This window comes from Mycobacterium zoologicum, assembly GCF_020181635.2.
GTDB classification, from domain to species: domain Bacteria; phylum Actinomycetota; class Actinomycetes; order Mycobacteriales; family Mycobacteriaceae; genus Mycobacterium; species Mycobacterium zoologicum.
Window position 1 is genome coordinate 75,624 of record NZ_JAYJJS010000008.1, and the last position, 18,549, is coordinate 94,172.

Sequence of the window (18,549 nt, forward strand, 5' to 3'; positions counted from 1 at the left end):
TGACGATGGGACCGGCGCAACGCGTAGCGCAGATCGTCCGGGGACTGGGTCGGGTGCTGCCCCGGTCGGTCGACGCGCTGCGGGGCTCCTCGGATTGGGCGCCCGCCACCCCGCGCGGCGTGCGACAGCTGGGGGAGGTGTTGTTCGACGAGCTGACGTTGACCGGGATGACGCTGCTGGCGCCGGCCCCGGCGCTGGCCCGACCGCTATCCGGGTGCGCGGCGGCCGCCGAGCAGCTGTCCGGATTGGGTATCGACGCTGCACACGCCGCACCGAACCCGTTGCAGGTGAGGTCGATTCGGCGACGCACACTGGCGGGCCTGACCGTCGAGCAGCTGAGCTTCCGGCACGATCCCCGGCTGCCGATGACGTTGGCGGAGTTCGGTGCCCCGGTGACGGCCGTCGTAGAGGTCTGCCGCCACGCAGGTGGTCCGCGGCCCTGGCTGGTCTGGGTGCACGGCGCCGGTCAGGGCAACTGGTCGGACCTGCTGGTGGCACGCGTGCGGCGGTTGCACCGGCTGGGTTTCAACCTCGCGCTGCCGGTACAGCCGGGCCACGGCGTGCGCCGCCGCGCCTGGCCGCCCTACCCCGGACATGATCCGCTGGCCAATATCGCCGGGATGATGCGGGCGATCTCTGAAGTCCGTGCGGTGGTGCGGTGGGTGGAGCCGCAGGCCACAACCGTGACGGTGGCCGGAGTGTCGTTGGGTAGCCCCGTGGCCGCTCTGGTGTCGCACCTGGAGGCCGGGGTCGATGCCGTGGCGGTGTACACGCCGATCGCCGGACTCAACTCGATGATCGCGCATCACCTGTGGCGGTGGGGCCCGGCGGGGCTAGCCGTCTGCGACGCGTTGCGCTCCGAGGTCGCCGCAGCGTTGATGTCGGTGGTGGACCTGCTGGAGACCGAGCCGGCGCCGCCGGCCCGGTGTCGGCTGATCGTGGCGGCGCGGCACGACCGGATGGCATACCCGGAGCCTGCGGTGGCACTGCATGATCGGTGGGGCGGTCGGCTCTACTGGCACGGCGGTGGCCATGCCGGACACATCTTCTCCCGGCGGGTGCAGGCCGAGACGGAACGATTCCTTCGAGAGGTGGTCAGGCGATGAACCAACGAGTGCTCGACGAGCTGGGCTACTACCTGCTGGCGGGTGCCGGCGGCGAAGGGCCGGCCACCCTGATGGACGAGGCCCGCCGCGGTGAGGAACTCGGTTTCGGCACCGCGTTCATCTCCGAACGCTGGAACGTCAAGGAAGCCTCGTCGCTGGCGGGTGCGGCGTGTGCGGTCACCAGCCGGATGCGGATCGCGACGGCGGCGACCAACCACAACACCCGCCATCCGCTGATCACCGGATCATGGGCGACCACCCTGCACCGGCTGTCCGGTGGACGATTCACCCTGGGCATCGGACGCGGAATCGGCCCGATCTACGCCGGATTCGGCATTCCGGCGGTGACGACGGCGCAGATGGCCGACTGGGCGCAGGTGATGCGGCGACTCTGGCGCGGCGAGGTGATCATCGGCCACGACGGGCCGATCGGCCACTACCCGGTGCTGGCGCTGGACCCCGACTTCGACGAGGACATCCGGCTGGCGCTGGTCGCCTTCGGCCCACACACGCTGGCGCTGGGCGGCCGGCTGTTCGACGACGTCGTATTGCACACCTACTTCACCCCGGAGACCCTGGGGAGTTGTGTGAAGACCGTCAAGGACGCCGCCGAACGCGCCGGACGCGACCCGGATGCGGTGCGGGTCTGGTCGTGTTTCGCCACCGTCGGCGATCACCTGCCCGAGGAACTGCGGCTGAAGAAGACCGTAGCCCGGCTGGCCACCTATCTGCAGGGCTACGGCGATCTGCTGGTGGCGACCAACAACTGGGATCCCGCAGTGCTGCAACGATTCCGGGCGGATTCGGTGGTGACATCGATCCCCGGCGGCATCGACGCCAAAGCCACCCCCGCCCAGATCGAACACATCGCGACACTGATTCCCGAGGAGTGGTTGGCGCCGGCGGCCACCGGTCCGGCCGAGCGCTGCGCGCAACGCATTCGGGACGAATTCGGCTACGGCGCCGACGCGGTGATCATGCACGGCGCCACCCCCGACGAACTCGAGCCGGTGGTGGCCGCCTACCGCGGCCTCGCCGGCTGAGACCCAGTCAGTCCAGGCCGCCGCGGATGGTGTCGAACGCCTCGCCGAGAGCTGTTGGCAGCTCCAGGGATTCGTCTTCCAGCCAGCGCTCGTAGGCGCTCAGCGCAACTCCCAGCATCATCCAGGCCACCGTCTGCGGGCGTAGATCACCAGGTTGCGCGCCGGCGCGGCGCGCCACGAACTCCGCGATGACGCCACGCCAGCCCGCATACATCGTCATGGAATACGCCTGCAGCTCGTCTGTCTGCAGGATCACCCGCATCCGGCGGCGGTGCCGGGCCGTCTCACTCTCGTCGAAGGTGTTGAACGACAACAGTGCCTCGCGTAACGCGTCACCGATCGGGGCGTCGGGATCGATGCCGTCGAGCAGCTCGCCGAGCTGGCGCAGATGTGCGTCGAAATCACCCCACGGGATGGCGTTCTTCGAGGCGTAATAGCGGAACAGGGTGCGCCGGGCGATACCCGCGGCCTGGGCGACGTCGTCGACGCTGACGTCGCCGAACCCGCGGGTGGCGAACAGATCGATGGCCACATCCGAGATGTCGGTTCGGGTGGTCGAGCGGCGACGGCCGGCCCGGGGCTGTGATCCCGGCATGCCGCCCATATGAAGCCCTCTTCCGTTTCGGCACTCGATGCCATATTCTATCCGAGATTGTGACCGCCACGACACTCGATTGTCGAACCTGAACGTGAGAGAGGCCCCGTGATGGACGAGAACCAGCAGAACGAGACCAATGCCGAGATCGTGACCGAGAGCCTGGTCGAAGAGGTGTCCATCGACGGTATGTGCGGGGTCTACTGACCGTGTCCGCGGCCGTGCAGTCGGCGGCCGAAGTGTTCGACCCCGACCGTGGCTGGGAGCTGCACCCGCAGGTGGCGCTCCGCCCCGAGTCGTTTGGCGCGCTGCTCTACCACTTCGGTACCCGCAAGTTGTCGTTCTTGAAGAACCGAACCATCGTCGAGGTGGTGCGGTCACTGGCCGACCACTCCGATGTCCGATCCGCCTGCCGCGCAGCCGGAGTCGACGATGCCGACCAGGGTCCGTACCTGCATGCCCTCGGCGTGCTGGTCGAATCGAACATGCTGATCCCGAGGGAGGGTCAATGACTTCCGTAGCACCGGTACCCCGGCTGATCGAACAGTTTGAGCACGGCCTCGATGCACCCATCTGTCTGACCTGGGAGCTCACCTACGCCTGCAACCTGGCCTGCGTGCACTGCCTGTCCGCCTCGGGCCGGCGCGACCCGCGCGAGCTGTCCACGCGGCAGTGCAAGGACATCATCGATGAGCTGGAACGCATGCAGGTGTTCTACGTCAACATCGGCGGCGGGGAACCGACTGTCCGCGACGACTTTTGGGAGTTGGTGGACTACGCCACCGCCCACCACGTCGGGGTGAAGTTCTCCACCAACGGCCTGCGCATCACCCCGGAGGTGGCCACCAAGCTGGCCGCCAGCGACTACGTCGACGTCCAGATCTCCCTGGACGGTGCCACCGCCGAGGTCAACGACCCGATCCGCGGCAAAGGCTCGTACGACATGGCGATCCGGGCGCTGGAGAACCTGGCCGCCGCAGGCTTCAAAGACGCCAAGATCTCCGTCGTCGCCACCCGCCACAACATCAACCAGCTGGACGACTTCGCCGAGCTGGCAAAGCGATACGGCGCCACCTTGCGGATCACCCGGCTGCGGCCGTCGGGCCGGGGCGTGGACGTCTGGGACGAACTGCATCCCACCGCCGCACAGCAGAAGCAGCTGTACAACTGGCTGGTCGCCAAAGGCGAGGGCGTGCTGACCGGTGACTCGTTCTTCCACCTGGCGCCGCTAGGCGAATCCGGCGCGTTGGCCGGGCTGAATATGTGCGGGGCGGGGCGGGTGGTCTGCCTGATCGACCCGGTCGGCGACGTCTACGCCTGTCCGTTCGCTATCCACGAAGAGTTCTTGGCCGGAAACGTCTTGACCGACGGCGGCTTCGACAACGTGTGGAAGCACTCCGAACTCTTTCAGGAGCTGCGCGATCCGAAGGCCGGTGGCGCCTGCGCCAGCTGCCCGCTGTTCGACACCTGCCGCGGCGGCTGCATGGCGGCCAAGTTCTTCACCGGCCTGCCGATGGATGGGCCCGACCCGGAGTGCGTCCGCGGGTTCGGCGAGGAGGCGCTGGCCAACGAGCGCAGCAAGCCCCGTCCGAGCAGTGATCACTCGCGCGGAAAGCGCAGTAGCGGACCGCGATCCCTGACCGTGCTCCCGGCTCCTGTCTCGATCGTCCCCACCAAGCCACCCAAGCGGCTCTGCGATGAAAGTCCCATCTGACGCATGTCTCGTGATATCTGGTTCGAAACGGTCGCCATCGCCCAGGAACGGGCACGCAAGCGGCTGCCGAAGTCGTCGTACTCCGCGCTGATCTCCGCCAGTGAAAAGGGACTGACGGTCGGCGACAATGTCGCGGCGTTCAGTGAGTTGGGTTTTGCCCCGCACGTCGTGGGCGCGCCGGCGGACCGGCAACTGGCCACAACGGTTATGGGGCAAGAACTCTCGATGCCGGTGATGATCTCGCCGACGGGCGTGCAGGCCGTCGACCCGGACGGCGAGGTGGCGGTGGCACGAGCCGCAGCCGCCCGCGGCACCGCGATGGGGCTCTCGTCGTTCGCCAGCAAGCCGATGGAAGAGGTGATCGCCGCCAACCCCAAGACCTTCTTCCAGATTTACTGGCTGGGGGGACGCGACGCCATCGCCGAGCGGGCCGAACGCGCCCGGGAGGCCGGCGCGGTCGGCCTGATCGCGACCACTGACTGGAGCTTCTCGCACGGCCGGGACTGGGGCAGCCCCAAGATCCCGGAAAAGATGGATCTGAAAACCATGATCAAGATGATGCCGGAGGCCGTCGCCCGGCCCCGGTGGTTCCTGCAGTGGGCCAAGACGCTGCGCCCGCCGACGCTGCGGGTGCCCAACCAGGCCCGGCGCGGTGAGCCCGGACCGCCGTTCTTCGAAGCCTACGGACAGTGGATGGGCACCCCGCCGCCCACCTGGGAGGACATCGCGTGGCTGCGCGAGTTGTGGGGCGGTCCGTTCATGCTCAAGGGTGTGATGCGCGTCGATGACGCGAAACGTGCTGTGGACGCGGGTGTTTCGGCTATCTCGGTGTCCAACCACGGCGGCAACAACCTGGACGGAACGCCCGCGTCGATCCGCGCCCTGCCGGCTATCGCCGACGCGGTGGGCAACGAGATCGAGGTGCTGCTGGACGGCGGTATCCGGCGCGGCAGCGACGTCGTCAAGGCGGTGGCACTGGGAGCACGCGCGGTGATGATCGGGCGCGCCTACCTGTGGGGCCTGGCCGCGGCCGGCCAGCCGGGTGTGGAGAACGTCCTCGACATCCTGCGCGGCGGCATCGACTCGGCCCTGATGGGACTCGGGCGGGCCTCGGTGCACGATCTGTCGCCGGACGACCTCCTGATTCCGGACGGCTTCGCCCGTGCGCTCGGCGTACCGTCCCGGTAACCCACCTGACGTAAGCCTCGATCCTGATACGCCCGTGGCGCGCGGGACGGACGTTAAAGCCAGCGGGGCCCTGGAGAAAAATTTCGCCAGTCGGAATAGTCAATAGCTGGTGTACGACAGGTGAATTCGCTTACCATTCTCCGATGGCGGTTCGCGGCGAGCTGGGCGGTTCAACATCGAGCCAGCTCCAGGGCCAGTCGGTGACCCTGCTGGTGCCCGTCGGATCGACCGAACAGCATGGGCCGCACCTGCCGCTGGACACCGATACCCGCATCGCGCAGGCGGTCGCGAGGGCCGCAGCCGAGCGACTGGGCTCGGGTTGGTCGGTGGCCCCGGCGGTGGCCTACGGCGCCAGCGGCGAGCATCAGAGCTTCGCCGGAACCATCTCGATCGGCACCGAGGCGCTGACCCTGCTTCTGCTGGAGTACGGCCGCTCGGCCTGCGACTGGGCGCAGCGGGTGGCCTTCGTCAACGGCCACGGCGGCAACGTCGCGGCACTGGTCGAGGCGGTAGGGCGGCTGCGGTTCGAAGGACGCGACGTCGCCTGGCTGCCGTGTGTGGTCCCAGGCGCTGACGCGCATGCCGGGCACACCGAAACATCACTGCTGCTGTACCTTTCGCCCGATCAGGTGAGAGCAGGCCAGGCGGTGGCGGGTAACGGCGCGCCCCTGGCGGAACTGTTACCGGCGATGCGGAGTGGCGGTGTCGCGGCGGTCAGTGCGGTCGGGGTGCTGGGCGATCCGACCACCGCCAGCGCCACCGACGGGCGGCGACTGTTCGCCGATATGTCCGACACCGCCGTCCTGGCACTCGACGCCTGGGCTCCCGGGCCGAACGGCATGCTGTGACGACGACGCGACTGCCCGACGGATTCGCCGTGCAGGTGGACCGGCGGGTGCGGGTTCTGGGGCGCGGGTCGGCGCTGCTGGGTGGTTCACCCACCCGGCTGCTCCGACTGGCTCCGGCGGCCCAGTCGATGCTGTCCGATGGCCGCCTGGAGGTACGCGACGCGGTCAGTGCGCAGCTGGCCCGCACCCTGCTGGATGCCACCGTGGCGCACCCCCGCCCAGCCGGCGGGCCGTCGCACCTTGACGTCACCGTGGTTATTCCGGTGCGGGACAACATCACCGGCCTCAAGCGGCTGATCGCCGCATTGCGGGGCCTGCGGGTGATCGTGGTGGACGACGGCTCACAGGTCCCGGTCCGGGCCGACGAGCTGACTCCGGCGCACTGCTGCAACGTGCAGGTGCTGCGTCATTCTTCGAGCCGTGGGCCGGCGGCCGCGCGTAACACCGGGCTGGCGGCCTGCGGGACCGACTTCGTGGCATTCCTGGATTCCGACGTGCTGCCGCGGCGGGGGTGGTTGGAGGCGTTGCTGGGGCATTTCTGCGACCCCACCGTGGCACTGGTGGCACCGCGGATCGTCGGGATGAGCGATAGTGACCACCTGGTGGCCCGATACGAGGCCATCCGCTCCTCGCTGGACCTCGGGACATGTGAGGCGCCCGTGGTGCCGTACGGCAAGGTCGCCTACGTGCCGAGTGCGGCGATCATCTGCCGGCGCGCGGTGCTGAGCGAGCACGGCGGCTTCGACGAGGATCTGCGCTCCGGGGAGGACGTCGATCTGTGCTGGCGGTTGGTGGACGCCGGCAGCAGACTGCGCTACGAGCCGATCGCTCTGGTCGCCCATGATCACCGGGTGAGTCCCCGCGATTGGGTTGTGCGCAAAGCGTTTTACGGTGGTTCGGCGGCTCCGCTGGCGGCTAGGCACCCGGACAAGACCGCGCCGATGGTGATCTCGGGCTGGGCCCTGGCGGGCTGGGCGCTGATGGCCCTGGGCTCGGCGCTGGGCTACCTTTTTTCCGCGGCGATCGCGGCGCTGACCGGCCACCGGGTCGCGCGGACCATGCGCGGCCCGGGAACCGCGCCCGGCGATGTGCTGACCGTGACGCTGCGCGGCCTGGCGGCTGCCGGCCTGCAGATCGCCTCGGCGTTGTGCCGGCACTACTGGCCGATAGCGCTGCTGGCCGCGTGCCTGTCGCCGCGCTGCCGCCGGGTGGTGCTGTTGGCCGCGGTCTGCGACGGGGTGGTGGACTGGCTACGGCACGCACGCCTGGACGGCGACGAGGTACGACCGCTGGGCCTGCCGGCCTACCTGTTGCTCAAGCGGGTCGACGACCTGGCCTACGGGGCCGGCCTGTGGGGTGGCGTGCTGCGGGAAGGCAACCTGGCCGCACTCAAGCCGCAGATCCGCAGCTAGGCAGCCTTGGCTGGCCGAGAGGTGCACAGCGATGCGCTGGTGGTGGGCGCCGGAAGCGCGGGCTCCATTGTTGCCGAACAACTTTCATCTGACCTATCGCGCACGGTGACATTGCTGGAAGCCGGGGTGGGCCTGTCGGACCAGCGGCTGGCAGCGCAGTCGGCCAACGCCCTGGCCTTGCCCATCGGCGCGGGTAGCCGACTGGTGTGGCGCTACGAGTCCGAGCTGACGGGTCGATCGGGGCAGCGGGCGTCGCTGGTGCGCGGCGCCACCCTCGGCGGCTCCGGTGCGGTGAACGGGGGCTACTTCTGCCGCGCCCGGCCGGCCGATTTCGCCGCTGGGTTGTCGGGCTGGTCGTGGCCCGAGGTGCTGGAATCCTTCCGGGCCATCGAGACCGACCTGGACTTCGGCGGTCCCCAGCACGGCGACTCCGGTCCGATACCCGTGCGTCGGGCTCATCAGATGTGTTTCGGCACTGAACAATTCGTGAACGCGGCAGGTCGGGCCGGCTTCGACCGGATCGCCGACCTGAACGACTCGGCGGCGCCGCCCGGGGTGGGTGCGGTGCCGCTGAACGTCACGGCCGCCGGGGTGCGCAGCGGTCCGGGTGCGGCCTACCTGTTACCCGCACTGGATCGGGCGAACCTGACGGTGCGCACGCAGACCCGCGCGGTACGGGTGGAGATCGAGCGCGGTCGGGCGGTGGCGGTGCACGTGGTCGGCCCCGATGGCCCGAAGCGGTTGACCGCGGATCGAATCATCTTGTGCGCGGGGGCGATCGAGTCCGCGCACCTGCTGATGCTCTCCGGCGTCGGCGAGGCGGCGATGCTGTGCCGCGCAGGTGTCGAGGTGGTGGCGGCGCTGCCGGTCGGGAGGCGCTTCGCCGACCATCCGGAATGGCTGGTGGCGGCCGACTGGCCCGGGACGCCGGACCGTACCCCGCTGGAGGCGGTGTTGCATCACGAGGAGACCGAAATTCGGCCCTATACCACTGGATTCGCGACAATGACCGGTGGTGGAGGTCACGCGGACCCGCCGCAGATCGGCGTGGCGCTGATGGCGCCGCGGGCGCGAGGGCGCCTGACGCTGGTCTCCGCGGACCCGCGGGTGCCGCCGAGGATCGAACACCGCTATGACAGCGAGCCCGACGATCTGGCGGCACTGCGTCGCGGCGTGAGCCTGGTGCGGGACATGCTGGGCGTGAAAGGCGAGGCGGAGGGCCCACATTGGTCGACTTCCCAGCACCTGTGCGCCACCGCACCGATGGGCGCCGACGACGATGAGACCGCCGTGCTCGACACCCGTTGCCGGGTGCGCGGCGTCGACGGGTTGTGGGTGATCGACGGATCGGCGCTGCCGCGGGTTCCGAGCCGCGGGCCGCACGCGACAATCGCGATGCTGGCGCAGCGGGCGGTGGAGTTCGCTCGGGCCTGAAGCGCGCTCCTGAATCTCAAGCATTGCCGCGCGGGTGATTTCGCACTGTTCGGCGGCCGATTGCTGTGCAGGATGTCCTTGTTTATCGGACAAATCGAAGTAGATCATCGTCCCGACATGAATGAAGCGTGAGTGGCTGGTTCATCGCGCTCACCGGGGGAGTGGAGGAAGTTCGAAATGCTGGAACGTCTTGGCGTAAGCGCCGGATTCGGTGTCGGCGTCACCCTGATCATCGGCGCGGCCGCCGCGCCGGTTCCGCTGTCCGTGCGCGCCGCCGACCTGACCCTGTTGTCGTCGGCCGGGGTGTTGTCGGACAGCACCAACGCGATGTTCGTCGGCGGCACCTTCGAACCGACACCGTCGACAAGCTGGGTGCACACCGCCGAGACGCTGTATCTGGATCCGCTCGGCTTCGCGGGCCCGGCGGCCGGCGCCACCACCATCTGCGACATGAGCGGAACCTCGCCGTGCGACGCCCCGTTGCAGGTGCTCACGACACCCGAGCTCATCGAGGAGGGGCCGAGCACCCTGATCACCGAGACCGACATCATCAAGGCGGTGGAAGCCGAATACGACTCCGGCGGCATGAGTGCGGAGCACCCGCTGACGGTGTTCGCGTATTCGCAGAGTGCCATGGCCGCGTCCGCGGCAGAAAACGTGTTGGCGCAATACGGCATTCCCGAGGAAGACCTGCATTTCGTGTTCATCGGCAACCCGAGCGCCGCAGACGGGATAGCCCCGAACATCTTTGCGGATCTGGTCGAACTGTTCGGCGGCGGCGCATCCGGCACGTCGTTCACGGAAAGCCTGCTCAAACTCGTCAACGAGGACCAATTCTCCCCGGGGGGTCCGCTGGCCGGTGTGACACCAGATGATCTGTATCAGACGACGGTCTACACGATCCACACCGATGGAGTTGCGGACTGGCAAAAGGATTGGGACGCAGCCCTTGCTGCCGACCAGGGCAACGCGTGGAATGCGCTGGGAAGTGCGCTCTACCACTTCGTCACCACGCACCTGGAGTATCTGGGGCTGACATCGGCGGACGTGGCCGGCGGCGTTGCGGTGACCGATGGCCTGACCACGACCATCACCATGCCGGACGGATCGGATCCGGGGACGGTCATCAACGATTCGGCGGCGTGGATGGCCGCGTTCCCGAATGGCCTCGGCGACAGTGGACTGTGGTCAAGCCTGTCCGAATCGCTACAGGACCTGTTCAACCCTGCCTATGCGTGAGCCCCGATCCGGTGGACCAACTCGCCCAGTCCCGTCTGCGTGAGTTGGTCCACCTCGGCTTGCATAATGCTCAAGACACCGTGCGAATGGAGTCCACTGTGGATGCCGTTGAATGGGAACGCCCGTCGGAGGTGGTGCGCGAGCTGATCCGGCACTGCGCTCAGCTGACCCTCGACAGCACCGAATGGTGGCTGGAAGGCATTCAGCAGGGAGCCCTGGCGTCGAAATACACCCGGCGAGTCGCCGACGATCCGGTGATCGCGGAGACCATCCGCAGAAGTACTCGGGAAAGCTGTCTGCGCTGGCTCGCCGGAAACATCAGTCATCCCGGCGAGCCGGTGGCAGCGGACGTGACGACGGCGGAGTTCATCGCGGTCCGCAACATGGTCTCGCGAGGCCTGGACGAGTTGGCGTTGATGGACTCCTATCGCCTCGCACAGAACGCGGCATTGCGGTATTGGATGCCGGTGGCGTTCCAGGTGACGTCGGACCCGGGCCGGCTGCGCGATGTGCTCGATGTGGGCCAGCGGTCGATCGCCTCGTTCATCGAATCGGTGGTTGTGCAACTGTGCGAGATGATTCGGGATGAGCGGGGGCAGCTTCGGCGAGGAACAGACCCCGCGGTCCTCGACATCGTGACACAGATTCTCGACGGGGAGCCGCCGCCGGCGAACGCCGAGGAGCGGCTCGGTTACCCGCTCAACCAACACCACACCGCGGCCGTGCTCTGGAGTGAGCGCTGCGACGGCCACCAAGTGCAAGGTGCCGATCTGGATCGCGTCGCGCGGGCGTTGACCGACACCTCCGCGGTGCGCCGGCCGCTGGTGATGCGGGCCGACACCGCCACCAGGTGGGTGTGGTTGCCCGGCCGTGATAGCCCGGAATTGGCCGGTGCTGCAGCGGTGTTGGGCGAGGTCTCCGGAATCCGGCTTGCGGTGGGCCCGACATCGGCCGGTGTCGCCGGTTTCCAGCACAGTCATCTCGATGCGCTGGCCGCGCAGCGCCTGGTGGCCCGGTCCGGCACATCGCGCCAACTTGTCCGGTTCACCGATATCGAGGTGGTCGCGCTGCTGGCCGCCGACCCGGAACGGACGGACCGATTCATCACACGGACGCTGGGTGGCTTCGCGTCGGCGGATGAGGAACTGCGCCATACCGTACGGACCTTCATCCAGGAGCGTTACAGCGCCTCACGGACGTCCGCACGGCTGTTCATCCATCGAAACACGTTGCTGCGCAGGCTTGCCCAGGCTGACGAACTGCTTCCGCGGCCACTAGACGACAGCCACATGAGCGTTGCGGTGGCATTGGAGGTCCTGGACTGGGGGCGCCGAGAGCCCGGTCCGGACTGGTCGGCTACCCCCGCAGCCGGTAGCGGATCGGTAGGTGCTTGATACCGCCGACGAATGTGGTGCAGACCAGTTGCGGAGCACCGGTGAGTTCGACCTCGTCGAGCCGGGGCAGCAGGGCGGAGAAGAAACTGCTGATCTCCATGCGGGCCAGTGCGGAGGCCACGCAGAAGTGCACGCCGTGGCCGAACGACAGGTGCTTGTTCGGGTTGCGTCCCACGTCGAAGGTGAACGGCTCGTCGAATACGTCTTCGTCGTGATTGGCCGAAACATAGGACAGGTAAACCGATTCCCCCTTGGCGATCGGCACCCCGCGTACTTCGGTGTCGGCGGTGGCGGTGCGCATGAACTCCTTGACCGGGGTCACCCAGCGGATGATCTCCTCGACTGCGGTCGGCATCAGGGCGGGGTCGGCGCGCAACCGCTCGCGCTGGTCGGGGTGTTCGATGAGCGCGCGCATCCCACCGCTGATCGCCGCGCTGGTGGTGTCGTGGCCGGCGGTGGCGATGATGACGTAATAGGAGGAGGTATCGAGGTCCGACAGCGGTGCTCCGTCGATGGTCGCGTTGGCGATGGTCGAGGCCAGATCCTCGGTCGGCTGAGCGCGCCGGGACGCGGTCAGCTCGGAGAAATAGGCGAAGAAGTCCAGCAGCACCGGCAGTTGCTCCTCGGGAGTGAAGCCGCGCCGGTACTCCTCGTCGTCGCCGCCGAACAGTTCCTGGGTGAGCTTGAGCATCCGGGGGAAGTCGGACTCCGGTAGGCCCAGCAGCGACATGATCACGAACAGCGGGTAGTTGACCGCGATCTCCTGGGCGAAGTCGCACTCCGGTCCGAGCTGCGCCATCTTGTCGACGTAACGGGTGGCGAGTTCGTCGACGCGGGTCTTCATCGCCCGCATCGCCTTGGGGCGGAACCAATCCGAGACGATGGTGCGCATCTTGTGGTGATGCGGGTCGTCCATGTGGATCAGGGTGCGCAGTCCGATCCCGGACTCCATCAGCGAGTTCTGCAGATCGTCGGCCTCGGCGGTGGCCAGCACCGGCCGCGGTTCGTTGACCCACAGCACGTTGTCGCCCTCGATCGCCATGATGTCGGCGTGCCGGGTGATCGCCCAGAACGGCCGGTAGGGCCGGCGATCCACCAGCGACACCGGAGCGTGGGCCCGCAGGTGGGTCAGGGCCGCGTGCAGACGCGGTTCGTCGGTGTACGCGGTCGGGTCGGTGAACACCCGGGCGGCCTCATCGATGATCGGTGCACTCAACCTGGACTCCTCGCCCCGTGGATTTCTTGACAGGTGTCAGCTTGGGCTCCAGTGTCGCGGTTGCGGCGGCGAATTGTTGGTTTTCGGCCCGATTAAGCTCATCGGTCATGTCGATCGGATCGTGGCGCCGCGCGGGCCTGCGGGCCGGCGCCTCGGTGCTGGCCCTGGTGCTGGCCGCCGGGTGCGCCGAGTCCGACGGCGCACAGTCGCAACCCGGCGTCCCCGGCCGCGCGGTCGCGCTCAACGCCGACGTGGTGCGGACCGGCACCGGGTTGGTGCGCGGCGTCGTCGGGCCGGATCACCGGCTCTTCCAGGGGATTCCCTACGCGGCGCCGCCGGTTGGGCCGTTGCGCTGGCAGCCGCCGGGGCCCATGTCGGCTTGGCCGGGCGTGCGTGACGCGGCCAGGCCCGGACCGTGGTGCATACAGCCGGACACCGCCGAGGTGGACCCGATCAGCGAGGACTGCCTGACGCTCAACGTCTGGACGCCGACCGGATCATCGGCGCAGCCGCTGCCGGTCATGGTGTGGATCCACGGGGGTAGTTTCATGCGCGGAGCCGGCGACATCTACGGCGCACAACGCCTGGTGGACCGCGGCCGCGTCGTGGTGGTCACGATCAATTACCGGCTGGGCGCCTTGGGTTTTCTGGCCGACCCCGCACTCGGTGAGGTCGGCAACTACGGTCTGGCCGATCAACAGGCGGCGTTGCGCTGGGTGCGCGACAACATCGGCGAGTTCGGTGGCGACCCCGCTAAGGTCACCATCGCCGGTGAATCCGCCGGTGGCATGTCGGTCTGCGATCACCTGGCTGCGCCGGACTCGGCCGGACTGTTCCGGGCCGCGATCATCCAGAGCGGGCCGTGCGCGGAGCAGGTCGAGGTGCCCGAGGCCCGTCGAATCAGCCGCGAGTACACCGAATCGCTTGGGTGCGCCGATCCGGCGGGCAGGGGCATCGCCGAGTGCCTGCGGGCGCTGCCGGCCGACCGGTTTGCCAAGCCGCTGTGGTACGCCCGGTTCGGCACCGACCGGCTCAGCGGCCCGGTGATAGGAACCCCTTCGCTGCCAACCGATCCGATGCGCGTGTTCGCCGACGGTACCGCTGCGAGGGTGCCGGTGTTGGTGGGCATCAACCGCGAAGAGTTCACCCTGTTCGTCGCGCTGCGCTATCTGCGGGAAGGGCGTGAGATCACCGCGGCGGAATACTCCGACGAGCTGGGCGACCGCTTCGGGCCGTCCGACAGCGCCGCGGTCGCCGAGCACTATCCGCCTGCCCGATTCGGCGGCAGCACCTCGCTGGCGTACGCGGCCGTGGCGACCGACGAGATCTTCGCGTGCGTGGCCGACCGGATAACCGACGGATTGACCGGCGGCGCACCGGTGTACGGCTACCAGTTCGACGACCCGCACGCCCCGGCACCGGAGATCTACGACCAGGTGCCGTTCAAGATCGGCTCCACCCATTCGCTGGAGATGCGCTATCTGTTCGACGTCGGTGGTGCGCCGCCGCTCAACCCCGACCAGCGCCGGCTGTCCGACCAGATGATCGAGTACTGGACCGGATTCGTCGGCACCGGTGCACCGGTCGGGGTGGGCCAGCCCGAATGGCCCGAGATCGGGACCGGGGGATGGATGGCGCTGCGGACCGACGGGAACAAGATGGTCACCGACTTCGCCACCCAGCATCAGTGCGCGTTCTGGGCGGGTATCCGGTAATTCAGGCCGGCGTGACCCAGGTCGTGATGTCGGCGTGCACCACCTCGGCGCCGGACTTGTCGGTGACGCTGACCGACACCACCACATCGGTGCCCTCGCTGATCGACGCGAAGTCCGGCGCCTCCAGTCGCGCGGTGGCCCGCAACGACGTCGTCGCCTTGGCCAGGTAGGCCACGTTCATCGACTTGGGGATCCAGCGGTGGCTGGTCGGCACGGTGGCCTCCATCAGCATCCCCATCGCCGCCTCGGCGGCATTGCAGGACGCGATCGCGTGCACGGTGTGCAGGTGGTTGTAGACGAACGGCCATTTGGGCACCAACACTTCGGCCAGCCCGGGCTCCATCCGGACCACGTGCGGCAACACCGAGGCGAAGTAGGGCACCCGGGCCATCGCCGCGGCGGAGAACAGCCGGGTGCCGCCGGGCAGGCCGGCGAGGCGTTTCCAGGCTTGATAGGTGCTGCTTGAGGTCATCCCGCCACCTTACTCAAAAGTAAGATGATGTTTCTGCCTGGTTACACCGGCGTCTCCCAGTCGTCCGGGCCGAGATTTGGCCGCTGACCCGATCTGGGGCATACTGTTCAGGTTCGCCTGCGCCGGGGTTGCCCCTGGCCGGGCATACGACCAGCGCCCACCCGGGCGCGTCCGGTCCCACTCTCGCAGCGCGGAGCTTTTCACCGTGCACCGAGGCCGCTACGGGCGACACGCCCGACCGCGGGGACCGGTGGACCAGGACAGGTAAACAGCGGCGGCAAGCATCCGAATGCCCCGGCCCGATTGGGCCGAGGATCGGCTAGGGCGGGTCCGGAGACGGGCCCCAGGTACGAGTGAGGTAGTAGAAGCGTGGCGGGACAAAAAATCCGCATCAGGCTCAAGGCCTACGACCATGAGGCGATCGACGCCTCGGCGCGCAAGATCGTCGAGACCGTCACCCGGACCGGTGCCAGCGTGGTGGGCCCGGTGCCGCTGCCGACCGAGAAGAACATTTACTGCGTCATCCGGTCTCCGCACAAGTACAAGGACTCGCGGGAGCACTTCGAGATGCGCACCCACAAGCGCCTGATCGACATCCTCGATCCCACGCCGAAGACCGTTGACGCTCTGATGCGCATCGATCTGCCGGCCAGCGTCGACGTAAACATCCAGTAGGAGCACCGAAAAACCATGGCACGCAAAGGTATTTTGGGTACCAAACTGGGCATGACGCAGGTGTTCGACGAGAACAACAAGGTCGTGCCGGTCACGGTCGTCAAGGCCGGGCCCAACGTGGTCACCCGCATCCGCACCCCCGAACGCGACGGCTACAGCGCCGTGCAGCTCGCCTACGGCGAGATCAGCCCCCGCAAGGTGAACAAGCCGGTCACCGGTCAGTACGCCGCCGCGGGTGTCAATCCCCGTCGTCACCTCGTCGAGTTGCGTCTTGCCGACGAAACAGCGGCCGCGACTTACGAAGTCGGCCAGGAGCTGACCGCCGAGATCTTCGCCGACGGCGCGTTCGTCGACGTCACCGGCACCTCCAAGGGCAAGGGCTTCGCCGGCACCATGAAGCGGCACGGCTTCCGCGGTCAGGGAGCCGGTCACGGCGCCCAGGCGGTGCACCGCCGGCCCGGCTCGATCGGTGGCTGCTCCACCCCGGGCCGCGTCTTCAAGGGCACCCGGATGTCTGGCCGGATGGGTAACGACCGCGTCACCACCCAGAACCTGGTGGTGCACAAGGTGGACGCCGAGAACGGTGTGCTGTTGATCAAGGGCGCCATTCCGGGACGCAACGGTGGGCTGGTTCTGGTCCGCAGCGCGATCAAAAAGGGTGAGAAGTAATGGCTGCCATCAAGATTGACGTCAAGGCCCCGGACGGCAAGAAGAGCGGCTCGATCGAGCTGCCCGACGAGCTGTTCGATGCTCCGGCCAACATCGCGCTGATGCACCAGGTGGTCATCGCGCAGCTGGCCGCGGCTCGTCAGGGCACCCACTCGACCAAGACCCGTGGTGAGGTCAGCGGTGGTGGCCGTAAGCCCTACCGCCAGAAGGGAACCGGACGCGCCCGTCAGGGTTCGACCCGCGCCCCGCAGTTCACCGGTGGTGGTGTGGTGCACGGCCCGAAGCCGCGCGACTACAGCCAGCGCACCCCGAAGAAGATGATCGCCGCCGCCCTGCGCGGTGCGCTGTCGGACCGGGCGCGCAACGGCCGCATCCACGCGGTCACCGAACTGGTGAGCGGACAGACCCCGTCGACCAAGAGCGCCAAGGCGTTCCTGGGCACGATCACCGACCGCAAGCAGGTGCTGGTGGTCATCGGCCGGGCCGACGAGACCGGCGCCAAGAGCGTGCGCAACCTCCCGGGCGTGCACATCCTGTCGCCGGACCAGCTCAACACCCACGATGTGCTGCGTGCCGACGACGTGATCTTCAGCGTTGAGGCGTTGAACGCGTACATCGAGTCGCACACCAAGCAGGAGGTCTCGGCCTGATGGCGACCATCACCGATCCCCGCGACATCATCCTCGCGCCGGTCATCTCTGAGAAGTCCTACGGGTTGATCGAGGACAACGTGTACACGTTCATCGTGCGCCCGGACTCGAACAAGACGCAGATCAAGATCGCCATCGAGAAGATCTTCTCCGTCAAGGTCAGCTCGGTGAACACCGCCAACCGGCCGGGCAAGCGCAAGCGCGCCCGGGCCGGCTACGGCAAGCGCAAGGACACCAAGCGCGCCATCGTGACCCTGGCGCCCGGCAGCAAGCCGATCGACCTGTTCGCCGCACCGGCCTGACCGGAGTGAGAGAGAGATCTAACTGACATGGGAATCCGCAAGTACAAGCCGACGACCCCGGGTCGTCGCGGTGCCAGCGTCTCCGATTTCGCTGAGCTCACCCGCTCCCACCCGGAGAAGTCGCTGGTTCGTCCGCTGCACGGCCGCGGTGGTCGTAACGCACACGGCCGCATCACCACCCGGCACAAGGGCGGTGGCCACAAGCGCGCCTACCGGGTGATCGACTTCCGTCGCCACGACAAGGACGGCGTCAACGCGAAGGTCGCGCACATCGAGTACGACCCGAACCGCACCGCCCGCATCGCGCTGCTTCACTACCTGGACGGCGAGAAGCGCTACATCATCGCCCCGCAGGGTCTGTCGCAGGGTGACGTGGTGGAGTCGGGCGCCAACGCCGACATCAAGCCCGGCAACAACCTGCCGCTGCGCAACATCCCGGCCGGCACCCTGGTGCACGCCGTGGAGCTGCGCCCCGGCGGCGGCGCCAAGATGGCCCGCTCGGCCGGGTCCAGCATCCAGCTGCTGGGCAAGGAAGGCGCCTACGCCTCGCTGCGTATGCCCTCCGGCGAGATCCGCCGAGTCGACGTGCGTTGCCGCGCCACCGTCGGTGAGGTGGGCAACGCCGAGCAGGCCAACATCAACTGGGGTAAAGCTGGCCGGATGCGGTGGAAGGGCAAGCGCCCGACCGTCCGTGGTGTGGTGATGAACCCGGTGGACCACCCGCATGGTGGTGGTGAGGGCAAGACCTCCGGCGGCCGGCACCCGGTCAGCCCGTGGGGTAAGCCGGAGGGTCGCACCCGCCGGCCGAACAAGCCCAGCGACAAGCTCATCGTCCGACGCCGGCGCACCGGCAAGAAGCGCTAGGAATCGGAGGGAA

At 68.0% G+C, this 18,549-nt stretch carries 20 protein-coding genes; 17 read left to right on the forward strand and 3 right to left on the reverse strand.

Features of this window, described 5'->3' with window-relative positions:
* Positions 1-5 precede the first annotated feature (5 nt).
* Positions 6-1,106 (forward strand): alpha/beta hydrolase, encoded by a 1,101-nt coding sequence (locus K6T84_RS09105; protein WP_225402049.1) that lies wholly within the window; start codon positions 6-8, stop codon positions 1,104-1,106.
* Positions 1,103-2,149: a TIGR03857 family LLM class F420-dependent oxidoreductase gene (locus tag K6T84_RS09110; RefSeq protein ID WP_224862473.1), complete on the forward strand. Its 1,047-nt coding sequence runs from the start codon at positions 1,103-1,105 to the stop codon at positions 2,147-2,149. Before K6T84_RS09105 ends, K6T84_RS09110 begins: the two co-directional genes overlap by 4 nt.
* 7 nt (positions 2,150-2,156) lie before the next feature.
* On the opposite strand, the gene mftR is transcribed toward K6T84_RS09110, so the two are convergent.
* Positions 2,157-2,744 carry a mycofactocin system transcriptional regulator MftR gene (gene mftR / locus K6T84_RS09115; RefSeq protein WP_224862472.1) on the reverse strand — a complete coding sequence of 196 codons (588 nt, stop codon included), beginning with the start codon at positions 2,742-2,744 and terminating at the stop codon, positions 2,157-2,159.
* A 111-nt stretch (positions 2,745-2,855) separates the two neighbouring features.
* Here mftR and mftA point away from each other — a divergent pair, with 111 nt between their 5' ends.
* The 9 genes from mftA (at position 2,856) to K6T84_RS09160 (ending at position 11,973) form a co-directional block, all read left to right on the forward strand.
* Positions 2,856-2,951, forward strand: a complete 96-nt coding sequence (gene mftA / locus K6T84_RS09120) for a mycofactocin precursor MftA (protein WP_224862471.1) — start codon at positions 2,856-2,858, stop codon at positions 2,949-2,951.
* On the forward strand, positions 2,936-3,256 hold the full coding sequence (gene mftB, locus K6T84_RS09125) for a mycofactocin biosynthesis chaperone MftB (RefSeq protein ID WP_408065863.1): 321 nt from the start codon (positions 2,936-2,938) through the stop codon (positions 3,254-3,256). The genes mftA and mftB overlap by 16 nt, the downstream gene beginning before the upstream one ends.
* Positions 3,253-4,458 (forward strand): mycofactocin radical SAM maturase, encoded by a 1,206-nt coding sequence (gene mftC / locus K6T84_RS09130; protein ID WP_224862468.1) that lies wholly within the window; start codon positions 3,253-3,255, stop codon positions 4,456-4,458. The genes mftB and mftC overlap by 4 nt, the downstream gene beginning before the upstream one ends.
* 3 nt (positions 4,459-4,461) lie before the next feature.
* Positions 4,462-5,646, forward strand: coding sequence for a pre-mycofactocin synthase MftD (gene mftD, locus K6T84_RS09135; RefSeq protein ID WP_224862466.1), 1,185 nt, complete (start codon positions 4,462-4,464; stop codon positions 5,644-5,646).
* Between the two features lie 143 nt (positions 5,647-5,789).
* Positions 5,790-6,494, forward strand: coding sequence for a mycofactocin biosynthesis peptidyl-dipeptidase MftE (gene mftE, locus K6T84_RS09140; protein WP_224862464.1), 705 nt, complete (start codon positions 5,790-5,792; stop codon positions 6,492-6,494).
* Positions 6,491-7,906 (forward strand): mycofactocin biosynthesis glycosyltransferase MftF, encoded by a 1,416-nt coding sequence (mftF, locus tag K6T84_RS09145; protein WP_225400567.1) that lies wholly within the window; start codon positions 6,491-6,493, stop codon positions 7,904-7,906. The genes mftE and mftF overlap by 4 nt, the downstream gene beginning before the upstream one ends.
* A gap of 6 nt (positions 7,907-7,912) precedes the next feature.
* Complete coding sequence (mftG, locus tag K6T84_RS09150; protein WP_225400566.1) at positions 7,913-9,340, forward strand: mycofactocin dehydrogenase MftG; 1,428 nt, start codon at positions 7,913-7,915, stop codon at positions 9,338-9,340.
* 177 nt (positions 9,341-9,517) lie between these two features.
* Positions 9,518-10,579, forward strand: coding sequence for a PE-PPE domain-containing protein (locus K6T84_RS09155; RefSeq protein WP_224862458.1), 1,062 nt, complete (start codon positions 9,518-9,520; stop codon positions 10,577-10,579).
* Between the two features lie 98 nt (positions 10,580-10,677).
* Positions 10,678-11,973 carry a PucR family transcriptional regulator gene (locus tag K6T84_RS09160; protein ID WP_224862456.1) on the forward strand — a complete coding sequence of 432 codons (1,296 nt, stop codon included), beginning with the start codon at positions 10,678-10,680 and terminating at the stop codon, positions 11,971-11,973.
* On the opposite strand, the gene K6T84_RS09165 is transcribed toward K6T84_RS09160, so the two are convergent.
* Positions 11,936-13,189, reverse strand: a complete 1,254-nt coding sequence (locus K6T84_RS09165; RefSeq protein WP_225400565.1) for a cytochrome P450 — start codon at positions 13,187-13,189, stop codon at positions 11,936-11,938. The two genes, K6T84_RS09160 and K6T84_RS09165, sit on opposite strands and share 38 nt — an antisense overlap.
* 107 nt (positions 13,190-13,296) lie before the next feature.
* Between K6T84_RS09165 and K6T84_RS09170 the strand changes: the two genes are divergently transcribed.
* Positions 13,297-14,904: a carboxylesterase/lipase family protein gene (locus K6T84_RS09170; RefSeq protein WP_225400564.1), complete on the forward strand. Its 1,608-nt coding sequence runs from the start codon at positions 13,297-13,299 to the stop codon at positions 14,902-14,904.
* Position 14,905: 1 nt separating this feature from the next.
* On the opposite strand, the gene K6T84_RS09175 is transcribed toward K6T84_RS09170, so the two are convergent.
* Positions 14,906-15,376 (reverse strand): hotdog fold domain-containing protein, encoded by a 471-nt coding sequence (locus tag K6T84_RS09175; protein WP_225400563.1) that lies wholly within the window; start codon positions 15,374-15,376, stop codon positions 14,906-14,908.
* Positions 15,377-15,745: 369 nt separating this feature from the next.
* Between K6T84_RS09175 and rpsJ the strand changes: the two genes are divergently transcribed.
* Genes rpsJ through rplB form a run of 5 tightly spaced genes read left to right on the forward strand, consistent with a single transcriptional unit; the run spans position 15,746 to position 18,536 of the window.
* Positions 15,746-16,051, forward strand: coding sequence for a 30S ribosomal protein S10 (gene rpsJ, locus K6T84_RS09180; RefSeq protein ID WP_003925843.1), 306 nt, complete (start codon positions 15,746-15,748; stop codon positions 16,049-16,051).
* Between the two features lie 15 nt (positions 16,052-16,066).
* Complete coding sequence (gene rplC, locus K6T84_RS09185; RefSeq protein ID WP_224862448.1) at positions 16,067-16,720, forward strand: 50S ribosomal protein L3; 654 nt, start codon at positions 16,067-16,069, stop codon at positions 16,718-16,720.
* Positions 16,720-17,370: a 50S ribosomal protein L4 gene (gene rplD / locus K6T84_RS09190; protein ID WP_225400562.1), complete on the forward strand. Its 651-nt coding sequence runs from the start codon at positions 16,720-16,722 to the stop codon at positions 17,368-17,370. The genes rplC and rplD overlap by 1 nt, the downstream gene beginning before the upstream one ends.
* The gene (gene rplW / locus K6T84_RS09195; RefSeq protein ID WP_225400561.1) at positions 17,370-17,672 is read left to right on the forward strand and encodes a 50S ribosomal protein L23; all 303 of its coding nucleotides are present in this window, start codon (positions 17,370-17,372) and stop codon (positions 17,670-17,672) included. The genes rplD and rplW overlap by 1 nt, the downstream gene beginning before the upstream one ends.
* Positions 17,673-17,699: 27 nt before the next feature.
* On the forward strand, positions 17,700-18,536 hold the full coding sequence (gene rplB / locus K6T84_RS09200; RefSeq protein ID WP_224862443.1) for a 50S ribosomal protein L2: 837 nt from the start codon (positions 17,700-17,702) through the stop codon (positions 18,534-18,536).
* Positions 18,537-18,549 lie beyond the last annotated feature (13 nt).